The 17,519-nt window shown below is 50.0% G+C and carries 15 protein-coding genes; 9 read left to right on the top strand and 6 right to left on the bottom strand.

The features are described 5' to 3' along the window. Positions 1-31: 31 nt before the first annotated feature. Entirely contained in the window at positions 32-946 is a 915-nt protein-coding gene (rsmH, locus tag FJ146_03465; GenBank protein MBM4251005.1) for a 16S rRNA (cytosine(1402)-N(4))-methyltransferase RsmH, read from the bottom strand. Between the two features lie 201 nt (positions 947-1,147). After that, entirely contained in the window at positions 1,148-1,984 is an 837-nt protein-coding gene (locus FJ146_03460) for a hypothetical protein (GenBank protein MBM4251004.1), read from the bottom strand. Between the two features lie 361 nt (positions 1,985-2,345). On the opposite strand from FJ146_03460, the gene FJ146_03455 reads away from it, so the two are divergent. Continuing rightward, the gene (locus FJ146_03455) at positions 2,346-3,476 is read left to right on the top strand and encodes a LysM peptidoglycan-binding domain-containing protein (protein ID MBM4251003.1); all 1,131 of its coding nucleotides are present in this window, start codon (positions 2,346-2,348) and stop codon (positions 3,474-3,476) included. Positions 3,477-3,802: 326 nt separating this feature from the next. On the opposite strand, the gene FJ146_03450 is transcribed toward FJ146_03455, so the two are convergent. The 3 genes from FJ146_03450 to FJ146_03440 are packed head-to-tail and all read right to left on the bottom strand — an operon-like array spanning position 3,803 to position 6,753. Next, a complete protein-coding gene (locus tag FJ146_03450) occupies positions 3,803-4,780 on the bottom strand; it encodes an NDP-sugar synthase (GenBank protein MBM4251002.1) in 978 nt (325 codons plus the stop codon). Further along, complete coding sequence (locus FJ146_03445; protein MBM4251001.1) at positions 4,770-5,843, bottom strand: DUF1679 domain-containing protein; 1,074 nt, start codon at positions 5,841-5,843, stop codon at positions 4,770-4,772. Before FJ146_03445 ends, FJ146_03450 begins: the two co-directional genes overlap by 11 nt. Further along, entirely contained in the window at positions 5,824-6,753 is a 930-nt protein-coding gene (locus tag FJ146_03440) for a hypothetical protein (protein ID MBM4251000.1), read from the bottom strand. Before FJ146_03440 ends, FJ146_03445 begins: the two co-directional genes overlap by 20 nt. Between FJ146_03440 and FJ146_03435 the strand changes: the two genes are divergently transcribed. After that, complete coding sequence (locus tag FJ146_03435; protein ID MBM4250999.1) at positions 6,747-7,679, top strand: sigma-70 family RNA polymerase sigma factor; 933 nt, start codon at positions 6,747-6,749, stop codon at positions 7,677-7,679. The two genes, FJ146_03440 and FJ146_03435, sit on opposite strands and share 7 nt — an antisense overlap. Here FJ146_03435 and FJ146_03430 read toward each other — a convergent pair. Then, positions 7,676-9,733 (bottom strand): ATP-dependent DNA helicase PcrA, encoded by a 2,058-nt coding sequence (locus tag FJ146_03430; GenBank protein ID MBM4250998.1) that lies wholly within the window; start codon positions 9,731-9,733, stop codon positions 7,676-7,678. The genes FJ146_03435 and FJ146_03430 overlap by 4 nt on opposite strands. Before the next feature lie 104 nt (positions 9,734-9,837). Between FJ146_03430 and yajC the strand changes: the two genes are divergently transcribed. The 7 genes from yajC to purS all read left to right on the top strand — a co-directional run bounded on the left by yajC (position 9,838) and on the right by purS (position 17,517). Continuing rightward, on the top strand, positions 9,838-10,194 hold the full coding sequence (yajC, locus tag FJ146_03425; protein MBM4250997.1) for a preprotein translocase subunit YajC: 357 nt from the start codon (positions 9,838-9,840) through the stop codon (positions 10,192-10,194). A gap of 10 nt (positions 10,195-10,204) precedes the next feature. Then, positions 10,205-11,194 carry a hypothetical protein gene (locus FJ146_03420; GenBank protein ID MBM4250996.1) on the top strand — a complete coding sequence of 330 codons (990 nt, stop codon included), beginning with the start codon at positions 10,205-10,207 and terminating at the stop codon, positions 11,192-11,194. After that, the gene (locus FJ146_03415; GenBank protein ID MBM4250995.1) at positions 11,194-13,794 is read left to right on the top strand and encodes an insulinase family protein; all 2,601 of its coding nucleotides are present in this window, start codon (positions 11,194-11,196) and stop codon (positions 13,792-13,794) included. Before FJ146_03420 ends, FJ146_03415 begins: the two co-directional genes overlap by 1 nt. Before the next feature lie 79 nt (positions 13,795-13,873). Then, positions 13,874-14,530, top strand: coding sequence for a succinate dehydrogenase cytochrome b subunit (locus tag FJ146_03410; GenBank protein ID MBM4250994.1), 657 nt, complete (start codon positions 13,874-13,876; stop codon positions 14,528-14,530). 18 nt (positions 14,531-14,548) lie between these two features. Next, positions 14,549-16,459, top strand: a complete 1,911-nt coding sequence (locus FJ146_03405; GenBank protein ID MBM4250993.1) for a fumarate reductase/succinate dehydrogenase flavoprotein subunit — start codon at positions 14,549-14,551, stop codon at positions 16,457-16,459. Further along, positions 16,459-17,238 (top strand): succinate dehydrogenase/fumarate reductase iron-sulfur subunit, encoded by a 780-nt coding sequence (locus tag FJ146_03400; protein MBM4250992.1) that lies wholly within the window; start codon positions 16,459-16,461, stop codon positions 17,236-17,238. Before FJ146_03405 ends, FJ146_03400 begins: the two co-directional genes overlap by 1 nt. Positions 17,239-17,253: 15 nt before the next feature. Next, the gene (gene purS / locus FJ146_03395; GenBank protein ID MBM4250991.1) at positions 17,254-17,517 is read left to right on the top strand and encodes a phosphoribosylformylglycinamidine synthase subunit PurS; all 264 of its coding nucleotides are present in this window, start codon (positions 17,254-17,256) and stop codon (positions 17,515-17,517) included. The last annotated feature ends 2 nt before the right edge of the window (positions 17,518-17,519 follow it).

Below are 17,519 nucleotides of genomic sequence, written 5' to 3'. Positions count from 1 at the left end.
AACCTCAAGTCTAATATAAATAGAAAATAATTTAAAGTTTTGTGATTACGCGCAACTTGGCGCTACGCGAGCGAGGGTTCGAGGCAATTTCAGAAGTAGTAGCGACTATGGGGAAGGGTTTTATTATATCAGCTTTTGCGTCAATTAGTTCTCTAAGCGCAGCGGCAGTAATTGGTAGATCTCGGGGAACAGCGCTCTTATTCGATTTTCCGGCAAATGAAACAAACTTTTGCTTAACACGTCGGTCTTCTAGCGAGTGAAAGCTAATTACGGCAAAACGACCGCTCGGTCTAAGCGCTTCTAAACCTGAATCGAGCAGAGTGTCTAGTTCGGCAAGTTCATCGTTGACTACGATTCTAAGAGCCTGAAAGACTTTCGTTGCCGGATGACGTCGACTCGCAGTTGGATACCTTGCGGCAATCTTCACGAGTTCTGCAAGCTGAAGGGTCGATGTGATTGGCGCGAGCGCTCGGGTCTCAAGGATCTTTCTTGCTATTTGTCGGGCTTTTGGCTCTTCGCCAAATTCTCGAAAAACCGTCACCAAAGTCGCTTCGTCAGCCTCAGCTATAAAATCTGCCGCAGAGCGGCCTGCTGATTGATCCATACGCATGTCGAGGGGGCCGTCACCTTGAAAGGAGAATCCCCTGGAGGCTTGGTCAAGGTGCATACTGGAAACGCCAATATCGGCGCATATACCCTGAATTTTCCCACTTAAGTCAAATTGATCAACTATCCGCGACAGCTCAGAGAAACGCGCTTTGACTAATTTTAAATTCCCTTGAACCAGATAGGACGAAAGGCGCTCACTAGCTATCGATAAAGCTTCTGCGTCCTGATCGATACCGATTACTAGTCCGCTGGGACCGACTTTTTCAAGAAGGGCTTTGGTATGGCCACCAGCGCCCAGGGTACAGTCAATGGCAATGTCCCCTCGGTTCAAGGCCATTGCGTCTACCAGCTCATTTAGTAAGACCGAAGTGTGTTTTTGATGCGGTTGACTCAGGCGAATTTCCTTTTAATAGAAAACACTAAGGAACTAGCAGGTGAACCAACATGTTGTCGACGATTTGTTGGTAGTAATTGAGGAAGCGCAAAGGGTGGGTATCAGGAAAGTTTCACTTATTGAGGCACCGTACCTTATAAATCGCTACCTATAGGATATCTTGCGCGAAAAGTAGCCGTCAATTCTTGGATTAGGACGATAGCGTCGCTCGGAGGTCGCCCAGGAGACACTAAGTGCCACCAAGAATATCACCACGGAGAGGGTCGAACCCATGGGAACGACCGCTTCAATAGCCAAGATTGTGGGTAGAGCCAACAGTGGAATTAGAAAGGGCCTCAGGGACCTAATGCCGGCTGCCGACCAGCCTACCAAAACGGATAGTAAGATGACGATTATCAGAGATTTGGACAGTCGCAACTGTAGTTTTACTACGAGAAAGCTTCTGACATCTTCGATAGAAAATAAAGCTAACGAGATACCAATCACGGACCCCAGCCAGAGAGTTGTTATGCCAATCCTGCGGGCTACGACACCATAACCGTTTGCTCCCGACTGTTGCCAGCTAGCCTTATCTCCCATGAAAAGGAGGACAAGTTGAGATAGCAAAAAACACACATCAGCAGCTCTTGATAGCCCGGCTGCATGAGAACTCAAGAAAAACAAATACAAGAGGGTTGTAGCGAAAGCACCAAAATTCACGAATTTCGTCGCAAATATCAGCGCACTCAGCAGTAAGATACACGCCTCGGCCGGCCTTAGCTCAACAACCAAAGACTGAAATCCAACATGTGAGGCCGTGCCTTTAAAGAGACAGGCTAGCAGGAGGCCGACGTAAGCTGCCAGAGCGACGGCCGGAAGCCAGCGTGCGCAACCTTGTAGGGCAATGGCATGAATGATGCGAGCTTGTCGCTTCAGAGTCCCAATAGTGGCTATTGAAAGAATTGCAAACAAGGCTGTTAGCACGGCAACTAGAGTGATCATAAGAGCATCCACGGGTACATCGTTCGCAGCAACCATGGCAAATTGAGCAAGATCCATGCCGTGCGAAATGTGTGAAAAAATACAAAAAATACCGATGGTTGTGTCCGGCTTGTGCAAGTGCCTGTACAGTGCCTATACAGGCTATTCACTCGTTTTGAATGAGCAGATGAAGGGCTTTGTCTAGCATTCTGCGCGCTGTTGTTTGTCTGGTGAGCAGGCATTTTCCCCTGGTTCAGAGGTGGAAAACATTGCCCCTTGCGGGTTTCAGAGAATCCGCCTCTAATAAACTAAAGGTCTTTATAGGGGGTGCCGAAACCTCTTTCGAGATCTAGTGTCTTAACTTTTTTGTTGGAGGACTGAAATGAGAATGTTCGGGAGGCGCTGGCTTGGCGCTTCGCTCCTGGCGCTGTCATTCAGTTTCGGGATCGTCGGTTGTTCCGGCGATCAGGGAACTGAAGAAGCAGTTGAAGGATCGGAGAACCAGGTCGCAGATGAATCTGGTGGCGGTGATGCCGCTGCTGGAGAAGAAGGCGACGGTAGCGGTGGAAACAACGCTGCTGCGGAGGATGGTGGTGCATCCGCAGACGCCGAGGCAGCCAATGCTGCTTCTGGCGGAGAAAACGCGGAAGCAGTTGCCAACGCTGGAGCTTCAGGCTCTGGCGAAAACGATTTACAGGACATCATCACTGAGATGAATGGCCAACAACCAGCTGGCGATAATGCTACAGCCGAAGCCGCTACCGGCGATGCAGCAGCACCAGCCGACGGCGCCGCAGCAGCGCCAGCAGGCGATGCCGCCACAACGGCACCAGCCAACTCAACTGCTTCTGCTGCACCAGCGGCGGCACCAGCCGCAGCAGCACCCGGACCCGCTTCAACGGCACTGCCGCAGCAGCCAGGCGGATCTCCGGCAGCAGCCGGCCTTCCTGAGCTAGGCTCGAAGATGGCCTACATCGTTGAACCAGGCGACACGCTCGCCAAAATTTCGCAAAAGATTTACGGTGCGCCAAGTCACTGGCAAGAAATGGCCACACTCAGCGGACTTGCAAATCCAAGCAAAATCTACCCAGGTGACGTGATCTATTACACCCTCGAAGACAGCGCACTCGCTTTCGCAAAGGCTTACGACGCAGTTCAGCGTGCAGAAGAACAAGTACAACCGGGCGACACGCTCGCAACGATTTCAAAACGTGTTTACGGCGAAACCTCAGGATGGCGCTCCATTTGGCGTCACAACGACAACATTGACGACCCCGACGTAGTTCAATCTGGCTCCACCGTCTACTATGTTCCGCGAGGAGCAGTACAAGCAGCACTTACCAAATTTAAAAGTGACGCGGCAAAAGTCGCTCTTTCCAAAAGCCAACCGGCAAATAAGTTAGTTGTTAAAGTAAAAAGCACTGAAAGCAGCGCGGGCAAAGGCGCAAACGCAGCTAAGAAGCTGATCACAAACAGCAAAACATTGAAAAATCTCGACGCACTGAGAGTTTAATTAGTACTAGATCTAAGACGAAGTCGAAGGGCTTCATAGTGTGATACCCATCAGAACGTTGTACGGAGGCAAGATGACTTCCACACGTGAATCTGATGTAGGTTTCGAAAACAAACCAGGCACTCATATAAAGAAAGATGAGTCAGAGGTTTGGAAACCAAAAGATGTGGTAGTGTTGCTGAAATAACGCGGTACCAGCAAACGATAGGTCTTAATCATTGGTTCCGGCCAGAATTAACGATAGACCAGTCGTCAGGCAGAAGACCAAGCAAGTTTTTACAGCACCGTCCACTTATCTTCCCCAACTATGGTCGTCTGTAGTTAGATTAGTCAAAGGAAATGTTTAGTCTAAACTCTGCGCCTATGATCATGCGATGTATATTCTCTCCGGCGCCGACTTGAGCACCCGGGAGTATAACTGACTCCATGACCACGGCATTTTTTGCCACGGTAGCCCCCTTTTCTAGAATGGTCTTGGGCCCGATTTTGGCTAGCGAGTCTATTCGAGCTTCTTGGTGAATTAAGGTTTGCCGAGGATGATCTAAAACCATTTTGCTCGTCGCAAAATTTTCACTGGCAGTGCTGCTGGCTAAATCAAATAGGTTGAGTAACGCTCCGAAGTAGGATTTAGGCGTGCCTAAATCGTGCCAATAGCCTTTGTGGATGAACGACGCGATCGGTAAGTTGGCCGCTAATGCAGGGAGATATCCTTCGGAAATGATGTCGAAAGTGCCGTCGGCAGGTAAAAGTTCTAAAAATTGTCTGCTTACAACTTGGGCGCAGGCAAAATTGCCCGGGACCGCGCCGGCTAGAGGTTCCTTTTTTGTAATCGCCTTGATTTTTCCATCTCGGTGATAAACCGCACTTTCCCCAGGTATTACAGAACTAAGTAAGGCCATTGTTGCACAAGCGGCATGATCTTTGTGGGCGTGGACTAAATCCTCAAGCCGTAGCGTCGAAACTACATCGCCGTTAATTATCACCAAGGACGCGTCGCCAAGCCAAGTCTTCAAAGGGTTGAGGGCGCCGCCGGTACCGAGAATATCTGGCTCATGAGACAATTTTAGTTTTAAACTACTATTTGACCTTTGGATTGAGTTTACTGCTTGTTGGATTTGGTCGGATCGGTAGTGACAATTTATTGCGATATCTTTGATACCGAAATTTTCAAATTTTGAAATAGCAAGCGATAGAGGCGTATTCCCAGCAAAAGGCACAAGGGGTTTGGGATAATAGTCAGTCAATGGCTTCAGTCTCGAACCGAATCCCGCCGCAAGAACGAGTCCTTTGTATTTACTTTCCATAAAAATTTTTATCCAGGCTGATGCGCATCCTTCGTATCAGAGTGTCAGATAAAAGAGGCCACCTTTGGTCCGCAATATTTTGAGTTTCTAGTGTATTGAGAGCTGGCCCTACGTACTTCAAGTAATTATGTCTCTTTTTGTCGACAGTTAGGTAACCAAAGCTACCTATCGCCTTTAATTGTCGCTGTAAAAGCATCGGGCGCCAGAATTCATTTGCATCTTGATAGATAGAATCTCCTAGTTGCTGACGGATCACGTTTAGTCCCGTGTTCATGAGTTCGGTACGCATCTCACTTGAGAACGGAACATAAGAATCGAAACAAAGTGACACCAAATCGTAAGAAGCAGGCCCTAATCTTGCGTCTTGAAAATCAATTACGGCAAGTTTCGTCTCTTTCACCATTACATTTCTTGAGTGAAAATCACGATGAACAAAATATTTTGAACCCGAGGACAAAAGCTCAGCCAGAGACGTGGCCTCTTTTTGAAACTGAGCCTCCTCCATTTTGCTGAAAGAAATACCTGCGATTGGAAAGGCATATTTCTGTAAAAAGAATTTTAGTTCCCAAACAAATCGCTCTGTATCAAATCCGCGCTGGCACCAGACAGAATCAGGATTTTTCTCGACGCTTAAAAATTTGGTGATGATTTCCATACACCCCAAATAAAGTTGCCGAAGAGAAGCTAAATCGTGTTTCTCCCACAACGTGAAAACCGATCCTTCGAGCATTTGGTCACCGTAATCCTCGATGATTAAGGCGGCATGATCGGGCATCGTACAGCTAACGTGAGGGACGAAGATTTTGTGAAGACTTAGTAGGTTGGCTATGTTGATCCAGTCGTATCCGCCATCTTTTAAGGCTTGGGCATCGCTGCCAGAGAGCTGCATCAACACTAATGGCACGGTTAGCTCCGGACCAGTTATCCGGTAATAGCAGCGATCTGAACCGTCTCCTGCAAGCCAATCTATGTTGACCGCGGCGACTTTGAGCGCTTTGGCAACGTCAGCTGGTGGAGGGGGTGGGAGCACGTTTGTATTGGTTTTAGATAACGACAAATTCAAGTTGGGGCCCAACCTCTAAGGTTAATTTGCCAGTTATGGCGGTAAACAATTCTCCGTCCAAAGTGTAGTCGAACGGCTCCCTTGTTTCGATACTGAGGGATTTGCAGCAAAAGCTTATTTTATCCTTAGTTGGCCCTCGCTGTCCCCTTATGAACTCAAAAGGTAGTCGCCACGCATCTTGAACTGGTGTCGTGAACGCAACGGTCTGAAATTCATCGGGGTGGTCATCCAATGAATAAAAGTAAGGGACTCCTAGTGGTAGTTTCAGTAGTGTCGATGCAAACATGACACAAGACTTAAGCTCTGTTTGCTTGGCGTTAGTGCTCGATAATTTTTGGTCGTGTTCGACGAAGACGTTTTTGAACAAGTGTCCTCGATAGAAACTGGAAAACCAGACAGCGAGTACTAAGGCCCCGGAACCTAAAGCATTAGTTTTGCGTTTGTAGTATTCTTTCAAAAAGGATGCGGCAATTCCGTTACCGAACAAGAAGCCATGCATGCCGTCAATAGATACAGTCCTCAGGCGTTTGACCGGTATGGCGTCTCCGCGTGAGTGCCACTCGACCAATCGGAACAACACCTGTTCGGGCGTTCCCCGGATACCCAAATTGTTCGCAAGGACATTGATCGTACCGCCTTTGAGAATAGCTATTTTCGGCATTGGCTCGGAGCCGTAAGCTTTCAAAAAAGCCGTCAAAGTGCGCGAAACAGTACCGTCCCCGCCATTTATGGCTAGGACGCTGATACCCTTGCTCTTGAATTCTCTCGCGACTCGCTCTAAGTCTTCTAATGAGTTAGTGACCTCCAACTGACCCTGCGAACCGAGAATAAATCCCAGGTACGCCTGTCGGTTTGGATTTCGTTTGTTCAACTTAGAATGGGGATTTGTTATGATGCCGATCCCTGACATCGTTTTCTGCCTTTCGTTATGAGGGGGCTAGGTCCGTGTCTAAACTCCCAGCGGTTCGGACTGGCGATAAGTCACCATCGAGCTTATCTCCGCTACAACTTTACCTACAGCAAATCGCAAAATATCCTTTGCTTGAACCAGAGGAAGAGTACGAGTTGGCCCGCCAACACTTCGATGACGGTGATGTCCACGCCGCTCATCGTTTAGTTACGGCAAATCTGCGTCTAGTAGTAAAGATAGCTAATGATTTCCGGCAGGCCCAGCTTAATTTGTTGGATTTGATTCAAGAGGGTAACTATGGCTTAATGCAGGCGGTCAAGCGCTTTAATCCATACAAAGGCGTGAAATTATCAAGTTATGCTGCTTGGTGGATCAGAGCGTATATTTTAAAGCATATTATGGACAACAAGAGTCAAGTTAAGATTGGCACTACGGCCGATCAACGGAAGCTCTATTACAATCTCGAGAGAACTGCGCGTAAGTTGCTGCAGGAGTACGACCATGTCGACAGTAAAATGTTGGCAGAGCATTTGAATGTGAAGGAAAAAGACGTCGAGGAGATGCAGGCCAGGCTTGCGGCCCCTGATGTCTCTCTAGATGCCCCTCTTAGCAACGAGCCTGACGCGACTACCAGGGGGCAGCTACTGTCCTCTGAAAGCAGCGGAGCAGAGGACGTACTTGCCAATGAGGAAGTAAGACGGATTTTTTCTGATCATCTCAATGATTTTCGAAGTACTTTGAAAGGCCGAGACCTAGAGATATTTGATGCTCGGATGATGTCAGAGGAACCACTTACCTTACAGGAAATTGGCGACAGATACGGTGTCACGCGGGAGAGGGCGCGTCAAATTGAGAACAGGATACTGCAGAAGCTGCGCGAGTTTGTTAACGAAAAGGGTCTACTCGACGCCGAAGTCATCCGCTAGCGACGCCATCCATTAAGACTTTCCCGCAAGGAACCTAGTCGCTTTGCCGTCTGGGCCTTGCGTTCGTTTTCCGACGAAATCCTATTAGCTAAATTGACGGCATCGTCTGAGCGCAGAAAGGTTTGAGCTGGCACTTCGTCAAGGAACCGAGAGGGCTGACGTGACTGTTTACCTTGATAACCAGAACTTCTATCGAGGCAGTAACTAAGGTGGAGCTTTTTCTTAGCCCGGGTCAGTGCAACATAGAAAAGTCGTCGCTCCTCACATAATGCCTGAGGATCTTGAATGCTGTTCTTGTGAGGCAATTGTTCCTCCTCGAGTCCAATCACAAAAACGGCTGGAAACTCAAGGCCTTTAGAGGCATGAATCGTCATCAAGGAAATGTGATTGCCGCCATCTTTGGTTTCTTCTTTCCTATCGTTGTCTAGGGCTAGCGAATCAAGCAGGTCACGAACATTGACGTTGCCAGTATCGTCACTGGACTCTCTGGCAAGAGTGCCGAACCACTTGGGTAAACTCCGCAAATTGCTAATTTTACGTTCTCGCGAGCCTGTATCCTCGGTCCGCAAGCGTATGCCCTGCTCAAGTCCCGACAACTTCAGTATCTGCAAGCCAAGGGCCTCGTAGTGGTCAGCGGTGTCTAGAGGTAGCTCGCGCAGTTGATCAATGAGTTGGACAAAAGCGCGCATGGCTGACTCAGCCTTGCCGTTTAATTGACTCAGATCTCGCATAACCTGAAATGGGGAAAGTTTCGTGGATTTTGCTTGGTCTTCAATGCGTTCTAAGGTTTTCAGGCCGATGCCACGGTTCGGTGTATTGACAATGCGCCACAGGGCCAGTCTGTCCTCAGAGTCTAGTACAAGACGTAGATAGCAAACAAAGTCCTTGACCTCTTTCTTCTCGAAAAAACTTTGGCCTCCGTAAGTACGGTATGGTAGGCGCGCCTCTCTCAGAGCTAGCTCAATCGGGGTAGATTGCTTGTTGGCTCTGTATAGTATTCCTACATCGCGGGGCTCAAGACCGCCACCCATCAAGCTTATACACTTTTCTGCCACCAAGTTTGCCTCTGCGGTTTCGTCTTCGCAAGGGCTTAGAACTATCGGCGCGGTTTCTTGAGAGGCGCTCCACAGTGTCTTCTCTTTGCGCCTTTGATTGTTCCGGATAACAGTATTGGCAGCGTCCAAGATTACGTTAGAGCAACGGTAGTTTTGTTCGAGCTTGATGACCCTAGTGTTCGGAAATAGTTGTTCAAAGCGCTCCAGGACCTCGTACATAGCCCCGCGCCACGAATAAATTGATTGATCATCGTCCCCAACCACACAGACATCATGCGAAGAGCTAGCCAACAGCTCCAATACGGCAAGCTGAGAGGTATTGGTGTCCTGATACTCATCTACCATGAAATATCTGTATTCACGTTGGATTCTCTCGCAAATACTGGGATTTCTCCGAAGCATCAACACAGTTTTGTATATGCAATCATCAAAATCAATGACTCGATTGAGACGAAGTTGGCGCTCGTAAAGATCGAAAACCTCCGAAAGCACCTGGTTGTCGATGCCAACGCGACCAACACCCTTACCAGACCTAAGGTCTTCGGCCGTGAGTAGCTGATTCTTGGCCATTCCAATTTGGTGGTGCAACTGGTCTATGTGGTACAGACCGGCCCAATTTTTTTCCTCTAGTCCTTTGCGTACCAGATCGAGCTGGTCTGCAGTACCCGCCAGGCTGAACCCGGGAGTTAGACCCGCCTCGTTCGGAAATCGTCGAAGCAGGCTCAGACAGAAGCTATGAAAGGTACCGAGCCACGACTTTTTGGCACGCTCCCCAATGAGCCTGCGCACCCGTTCAGACATCTCTTTGGCGGCTTTGTTTGTAAAGGAGAGAGCCACAATCGATTCGGCCGGGATGCCCGCACCCAGCATATATGCTAAGCGATAAGTGATGACCCGGGTTTTGCCGGTACCCGCCCCAGCGAGAATCATTACAGGCCCGTCAATTGTGGTAACGGCATCCCTTTGGGGGCTATTAAGTTCGTCTAGGTCGAGGCGCATATCCTGTCCATCAAGTTGTTTTCGAAACTGCCTCTGCCAATACCTTGATCGTCCCAACTTATTCAGCTAAGGTCGGCCGGTTCCCATATGCCGGAGGATAACTTGTGATTCAACTCATTCTTAACGCGGCTACCGCCATGGCGCAAGCGACCGAAGTGGCACCAGCCAAGAGCCCCTCGCTAGTTGAGATGCTGGCTATGCCAGTGGGTTTTCTATTTATCATGTACTTTCTTATCATTAGGCCGCAGCAGAAAAAGGCCAAAGAGCATGCCGATCTTCTGACCAATCTAAAGGCAGGAGACGAGGTTGTAACTTCTGGTGGCATTATTGGTAAGGTCAGAGCTGTGGCTGAGTCATTTGTGACCATAGAGGTGGCAAATAACACTGCGATCAAGGTCATGAAGTCTAATGTGTCAGGTTTGACGAAGCAACCGACTGCCAAGGATGCCGTTAAAGCCTAGAGGTGGCGGGATGGTTTTCAGTGGGAAGAATTTCGTATTAGCCGGGCTCATACTGGCCAATACTGTTCCGGTTTTCGCCGCAGACGACCATAGGGTGCCCGATGAGTTCGAAGTAACCAGCGGATTGGGCGTTGCGACACTAAACAGCGGGGCGGGTGGGACCGACAGCTTCACGGCTATCACCGTTAACCCTGCGGCACTGATCGCACCGAAAACTTATGTAGTCCACGGTGTGTACCATTGGCCGACATCAGGGCGCGATTACTACCAACTTGGCGTTGTTGATACAACCAGTGCTCCGGTGGCGGCTGGTTTCAGCTACAACAGCTTCACCGAGGATTATCAGTACCCCAAGGTAGCAGAAGACCAACGTTCAGCAGAGTTTTCCTATGACTCGCCGGTAACCAGGCGCGTGTCCCTTGCTTTGGCTCAACAATTTGAGGGCATTTCGGTTGGGATCGGGGGGACTTATATCGATACTAAGCCGACCATTGATTCGCTGTTCTACAAGCAGGGAGAGCAGCGATTAACGGGCGTGGGCCTCAATATGGGACTATTAGGTACGATTTCAACTGGTTGGACCATCGGCGCCTCGGCGCAGAATCTGGCGAGTAAGCGGGTGCGTGACTTTGCTCCACGCACCTTTCGTCTAGGCACAGCCTACCAATTTAGTCAGCTATTCGCCGTCAACGTTGACATCCGGCAACGAGATCGTGTCGATAGCTTTGAGGTACCTGCAAATGCTGGCACCACTGCAACGCCTCGGGGCATGGATAAACCCGAACGGCTGGTGATTGTATCCAGCACCTTCCAGGTTCAGGAATATTTAAAAATTTTGGGCTCTTATGGAGCTTCGCTCACAGACGATCGCAACGCATTAGCTGGCGGAATTTCGCTCAGTAGCAAGAATTTTAGCCTTGCATATACGGCCTCTCGGCCATACCTCAAATTATCAGCGGCCCACCAGGCTGTAACACTGAACGTAGAAATGGCTATGTAATGATTCACGAAATACTCCCGAGCGGTGTTGAGGTTGTCGTCAAAGAGAACCACTTTACACCGGTGGTAGCTATTCAGGTTTGGGTTGGTGTGGGTTCCATGCACGAGGCTTCCGATGAGCGAGGCATGGCGCACTTTCTTGAGCATATGCTCTTCAAAGGAACGGCCCGACGAGGGGTCGGAGAAATTGCCTCAACAGTTGAAGCTTGTGGTGGGGAGATCAATGCATATACCACATTCGATCAGACTGTCTTCCACTTAACACTTGGCGCCGCTTATGCGGACCTAGGTGTTGACCTGTTGTTTGATGCGTTTGCCTTCAGTTTACTGGATGAGTCCGAGGTAGAGCGTGAGCGTGAGGTCATTCTTGAGGAGATCAGACGATCGAACGATAGCCCGGGGAGCATTTTAGGGCGCCGCGTATTTGAGCTCATGTTTGAGGGCTCGGAGGCCGGACGTCCAATTATTGGGTCAGAACAGAGTGTATCGGGTTTCACCCGCGAGCAATTGGTCGATTTCTATAAAAAATGGTACCGAGCCAATAATTGCAAAGTGGTGGTTACCGGGTCATTTGACGGCGCAGCGATGCTTGCTCAACTGGAGAGTACGTTCGGCTCACTAATTGTTGAGTCCAGCGCACAGGATCTAGCACAACCGCGTGCGCCAATGCGTCCAGTGCCAAGCAAGGATTGGCCGAAAGTCTCCCTAATCAAGGGGGATTATCAACAACCTCGGTTGGCGGTAGTTTATCCAGCTCCATCGCTGGAGCACTTAGATAGCACCGCATTGGATGTAGCGGCCTTTGCCCTTGGTGCAGGGGAGATGAGTCGTCTTAATCGTCGCCTTCGTGATGAAGAAGGCCTTGTTTCAAGTATCAGCGCTTCGGTTTATTCACCATTTTTTGGTGGAATTTTTGAGATTAGTGCGCTGGTGAGCCCAGACTCTCTGGCTGCATCGATCGCAGGTATTGCACGCGAAGTTTCTCTGATTTCAAACGTGGAGCCCGTAACTGGGGATGAACTGAGTCGTACCCGAGCTAATCTCAGGTCAGATCGTATCTATCAAGAAGAAACGGTGGATGGTCAGGCGCGAGCCCTAGGTTTCGGTCTTCGGACCTCGCAGAAGTTGCTTTATGACGATGTTTACATGGCGATGATCAATCACATGCCGGAGACAGCGGTGCAAGGAGCGGCGAGGCGGTGGCTGAAACCAGAAGATGCGGCCATTGTCGCGCTGATACCTAATGATATGGAAGGCGACGAATCTGATTTGCGTGCGCAGTTCCGTGCCGGAGTTTTGGCTGGTCGGCGCGGCTCCCCTTATGGACTTTCATCGCTCATAAATAAACGACCCGACATTGGCACAAAGCAGGCTGAAATCATCCAAATTAATGATGGGCTTAAGCTGATCCATCGATCGAATCCCCACGTCGAGCTTTTTACACTGACCGCGGCTACCGAGGGTGGCTTGCGTGCGGAGTCCTCCGTCACGGCTGGACTTTACAATGCCATGTTCTCTTTAGTTGGAATGGCCAGTAAGGAGCGTAGTTTTGAGTCCTTGGTTACTCAGGTAGAGGGGCTGGGGGCGAGCCTCGAAGGGTTCAGCGGGAAGGATTCGGCCGGCATACACATGCAGTGCTTGTCAGAGCAAACGGATCAGATGCTGCGACTTTTCCGGGAGGCGTTCTTAAGTCCGGTGTTTCCCGAGCAGCAGTGGATTTCGACGAAACGCGAAATCATGCAAAGTTTAATCGCACAAACAGATTCGCCGAGTAGTATCTGTGTACGTAAGTTTCAAGAGCGCCTATTTGGTGAGCACCCTTATCGCAATCCAGTGACTGGAACACTGGAAACGGTGGCTAAGTTCCAGCTCACGGATTTAGCGGATACCTACGAGAGCGTTGTAGGGTCCGGACCGTGGGTGATTGCTGTTGCCTCCAACCTATCTACTGCGGAAGTTGAGGCGTTAATCTCAGAGGCCCTCGATGGCTTTACCCCGCAAGCGTCCAGGCGGCAATTTAACACGTCAGATAAGTTAGGAACCAGCGCGTTTGGCAGCGAATCGATTTGTAAGGCAAGGGAGCAGGTGCACCTAGCCTACGGTTTTAGGGGACTGACTTGGGATGATCCCGATAGGGCTGCCCTAGACGTGTTGACGACCGTGTTGGGTGGCCATGGTGGCCGCCTTTTCAGAGAGTTGAGAGATCGGCAGAGTTTAGCATATTCCGTAAGCCCCTTGGTCAGTTATGGGTGTGACCCTGGTCTGGTGGGAGCCTACATAGCCTGTGCCCCTGAAAAGCGTGAACGTGCCATGGAAGCACTGCGCCTTGAATTTGAAAATCTTGTCTCTAGGCCCCCGTCCTCGACAGAGATAGAGCGTGCGATAAGCTATATTGTCGGGTCGCACGAGATGGGCTTGCAAAAAAGCGATGCTCAGACTAGCACCATGGCATTGATGGAGCTTTACGGCTTCGGCTATGACGATTTCTTGGTATATCCAAGGGCTGTCGGCAGGGTCACCGCGAGTGACGTCCAGCGAGTTGCCACACGGCTATTTGTTGCCAATAAATCCGTGGATGTTACTGTGGGGCCCGATCAATAAAACGCTTCTCATCAAGATGCGGTACAATATAGTCAGTTCAGTTTAGTTCGTGTGGCAGTTTTCTCCGCAGGGGTTGAAGATGTCCTGGTTTAAACAATACATTCGTTCATCAATTGGGGCTAAGTCAGCAGTAGCTTTGACAGGTTTGGCTATGGTGGGATTTGTTGTAGCCCATCTTTCGGGTAATTTGCTGATTTTTGCCGGCAGAGATGCCATCAACGCATACTCTGAATGGCTCCACAGCAAGGGGGCCTTGCTGTGGGTGGCGCGCCTTGGTCTTCTGGCCATGGTCGGACTGCACATCTTTTTTACGATCAAGCTAAACATTCATAATAAAAATGCAAGACCCGTAGCTTACGCTAAAAAATCATATACGAAAGCCAAGGCGGCATCGCGCTCGATGGTACTCAGTGGGTTGGTGCTGTTGAGTTACATCGTATATCACTTAGCGCACCTGACCTTTCGCGTAACTAATCCTGAGTTTGCCCAACTAGATGTCTATACCATGCTGGTGAGCTCTTTTAAGAGCCCGATGGTCTCATTTAGTTACGTTGTTGGAATGGTTTTACTTGGTGCGCATCTCTCTCATGGCATTTCAAGTCTCTTCCAAACGCTCGGACTAAACCATCCCAAGTACAATTCGATGATACGTGCCATTGGTCCAATTCTTGGTGTTGTATTGGCTTTAGGTTTTTCCAGTATTCCTGTCTCGGTGCTGCTTGGCTTAGTGCAATAATTCAACAGTGAGGCGATGATGAATCTCGATCCCAAGATCCCATCCGGCCCATTGGCCGACAAATGGACCAGCTACAAAGGCAATGCCAAGCTAGTTAATCCGGCAAATAAACGAAAATATACAGTCATTGTAGTAGGCACTGGGTTGGCCGGGGGGTCTGCGGCGGCAACTTTGGCTGAGCTTGGCTACAATGTGCTTTGCTTTTGCTTTCAGGACAGTCCTCGACGTGCGCACTCGATTGCGGCACAGGGCGGGATTAATGCAGCCAAGAATTACCAGGGCGATGGCGATAGCGTTTACCGGCTGTTTTACGACACAATCAAGGGCGGTGATTTTCGTTCTCGCGAGGCCAATGTTTACCGCTTGGCCGAGGTTAGCCGCAACATCATTGACCAGTGCGTAGCGCAAGGCGTCCCTTTTGCGCGGGAGTATGGTGGTCAGCTCGCCAATAGGTCTTTTGGCGGTGCCCAGGTGTCTCGTACTTTCTACGCTCGGGGGCAGACTGGGCAGCAGTTGCTTTTGGGAGCTTATCAGTCGCTTGAAAGGCAGATTGCTGCTGGCAAAGTGAAGATGTTCCCGCGCACAGAGATGTTGGACCTGGTAGTTAAAGACGGAAAAGCCACAGGTATTGTGGTTCGCAGCTTGGTAACTGGCAAGGTCGAGAGCTTTGCAGCCCACGCCGTCGTGCTCGCCAGTGGCGGATATGGTAATGTCTTCTACCTGTCGACTAACGCCAAGGGATCTAACGTCACCGCCACGTTTCGTGCCTATAAGCGAGGCGCAGGTTTCGGTAATCCTTGTTTTACGCAAATTCATCCAACTTGCATTCCAGTGAGTGGTGATTACCAAAGTAAACTGACACTGATGTCGGAATCGTTACGGAACGACGGGCGTGTTTGGGCTCCTAAAAAGTCCGCCGATAGGCGCTCACCGGAGCAAATTCCCGAGGAGGAGCGCGACTACTACCTCGAGCGCAAATACCCAAGCTACGGCAACCTAGCGCCTCGGGACATTGCATCGCGGTCGGCTAAGGAGGCCTGTGATGAGGGTCGCGGAGTAGGAGAGCATGGTCTCGGTGTTTATCTTGATTTCCGCGATTCTATCCAGAGACTTGGGTCAGATGTCATCGCTCAGCGCTACGGCAACCTCTTTCAGATGTACGAACGAATCACTGGTGAGGATCCCTATAGGGTGCCGATGCGCATCTACCCTGCTGTCCATTACACGATGGGTGGACTTTGGGTGGACTATAACCTAGAGAGCACGATTCCAGGTCTTTTTGTAATCGGTGAGGCTAATTTTTCCGACCATGGAGCAAATCGCCTTGGCGCAAGTGCTCTCATGCAGGGTCTTGCTGACGGCTATTTTGTCCTGCCTTACACGATAAGTAACTACTTGGCAGGTGTGAGTCGTGATCCTGTGACCCCGTCAGGCGATGCCTTCAAAGAAGCGGAGTCTGCTGTCAACGGTAGACTCCAAAGGTTGCTCGGCATCAATGGAAAGCGGTCTGTTGATAGCTTTCACAAAGAACTTGGTCGCATTATGTGGGATCAGTGCGGCATGGCCAGGAACCGTGCTGGTTTAAGTGAGGCTCTGCAAAAGATTCCCGCTCTGCGAGAGGAGTTTTGGCAAAACGTCCGTGTGCTTGGTGAGGGTGAAAACTTAAACCAATCACTTGAAAAAGCTGGGCGCGTGGCCGACTTTCTTGAGTTTGGTGAGCTCATGTGCGCTGATGCGTTAACCCGTGAGGAATCCTGCGGGGGTCACTTCCGCGAGGAGTACCAAATTGAGGGCGAAGCCAAACGCGATGATACAAATTTTTCCCATGCGGCGGTGTGGGAGCATCAAGGCGAAGGTAAGGCTCCGAAGCGTCACATAGAGCCTTTGGTTTATGAAAACATCAAGCTCGCGACGAGGAGCTATAAGTAATGAAGCTAAAGTTGCATGTTTGGCGCCAAAAAAACGCAAAGTCTAGTGGCAAAATGGTGACTTATGACGCTCCTAACGTCAGTCCTCACATGTCATTCCTGGAGATGCTTGATGTAGTTAACGAAGACCTTATCAGTAAAGGTGAGGAGCCCATAGCGTTCGAGCATGATTGCCGCGAGGGTATTTGCGGTTCCTGCTCGCTCATGATTAACGGAGTAGCTCACGGCCCGGAAAAGGCCACGACTACCTGTCAATTGCATATGCGTTCTTTCAAAGATGGCGACGAGCTTTACATTGAGCCATGGAGAGCCAAGGCCTTTCCGATTATTAAGGATCTTGTTGTTGACCGGTCGGCCTTTGATCGGATAATCCAAGCTGGCGGATATGTTTCGGTAAATGCAGGTGGTGCACAAGATGCTAACTGCTTGCCAATACCAAAGGATACTGCAGACCAGGCGATGGATGCTGCGCAGTGTATTGGATGCGGAGCGTGCGTGGCTGCGTGTAAGAATGCGTCGGCGATGCTTTTTACCTCAGCCAAGATTTCGCATCTGGGCTTGCTACCCCAAGGTCAACCGGAGCGTCAGCGTCGGGCTCTCAGTATGGTCCAGCAGATGGACAAAGAGGGTTTTGGAAACTGTACCAATCAGTTTGAATGCGAAGCGGTATGTCCGAAAGAGATCAGCGTTCGTTTCATTGCTCGAATGAATAGGGATTATCTTAACGCCTCGATTTGCGGCTCAGGACCGGAGAAAAAGGCTGGCGGCGGCGAGGATTGATGCGGAAGGGTTAGCATGGCCTCGGTGGGTTCGCCTGATAGTTCTGAGTTTGAAGTTGTGGTGCAGTTAAAACCGGAAGTTCTTGATCCCGAGGCTCGGGCGATCCAAGAGACCCTGGCAAGAATCGGATACGATGGCGTCAGATCGGTCCAGGTCAGCAAGCGCTATATCTTGACTGTCGATGACAAGTCCGGTCAAGGGGCTGCGTTGGTCGAAAGTGTGGCGCGTGAATTCCTTGCTAATCCGGTCTCTGAGACCTTTCAAGTCAGGAAGTTGTGACG

The sequence above is a fragment of the Deltaproteobacteria bacterium genome (genome assembly GCA_016874735.1).
Classification (GTDB): domain Bacteria; phylum Bdellovibrionota_B; class Oligoflexia; order Oligoflexales; family CAIYRB01; genus CAIYRB01.
The sequence above is the reverse complement of the archived record's forward strand: the minus strand, read 5'-3'. Positions and strand labels throughout refer to the sequence as shown.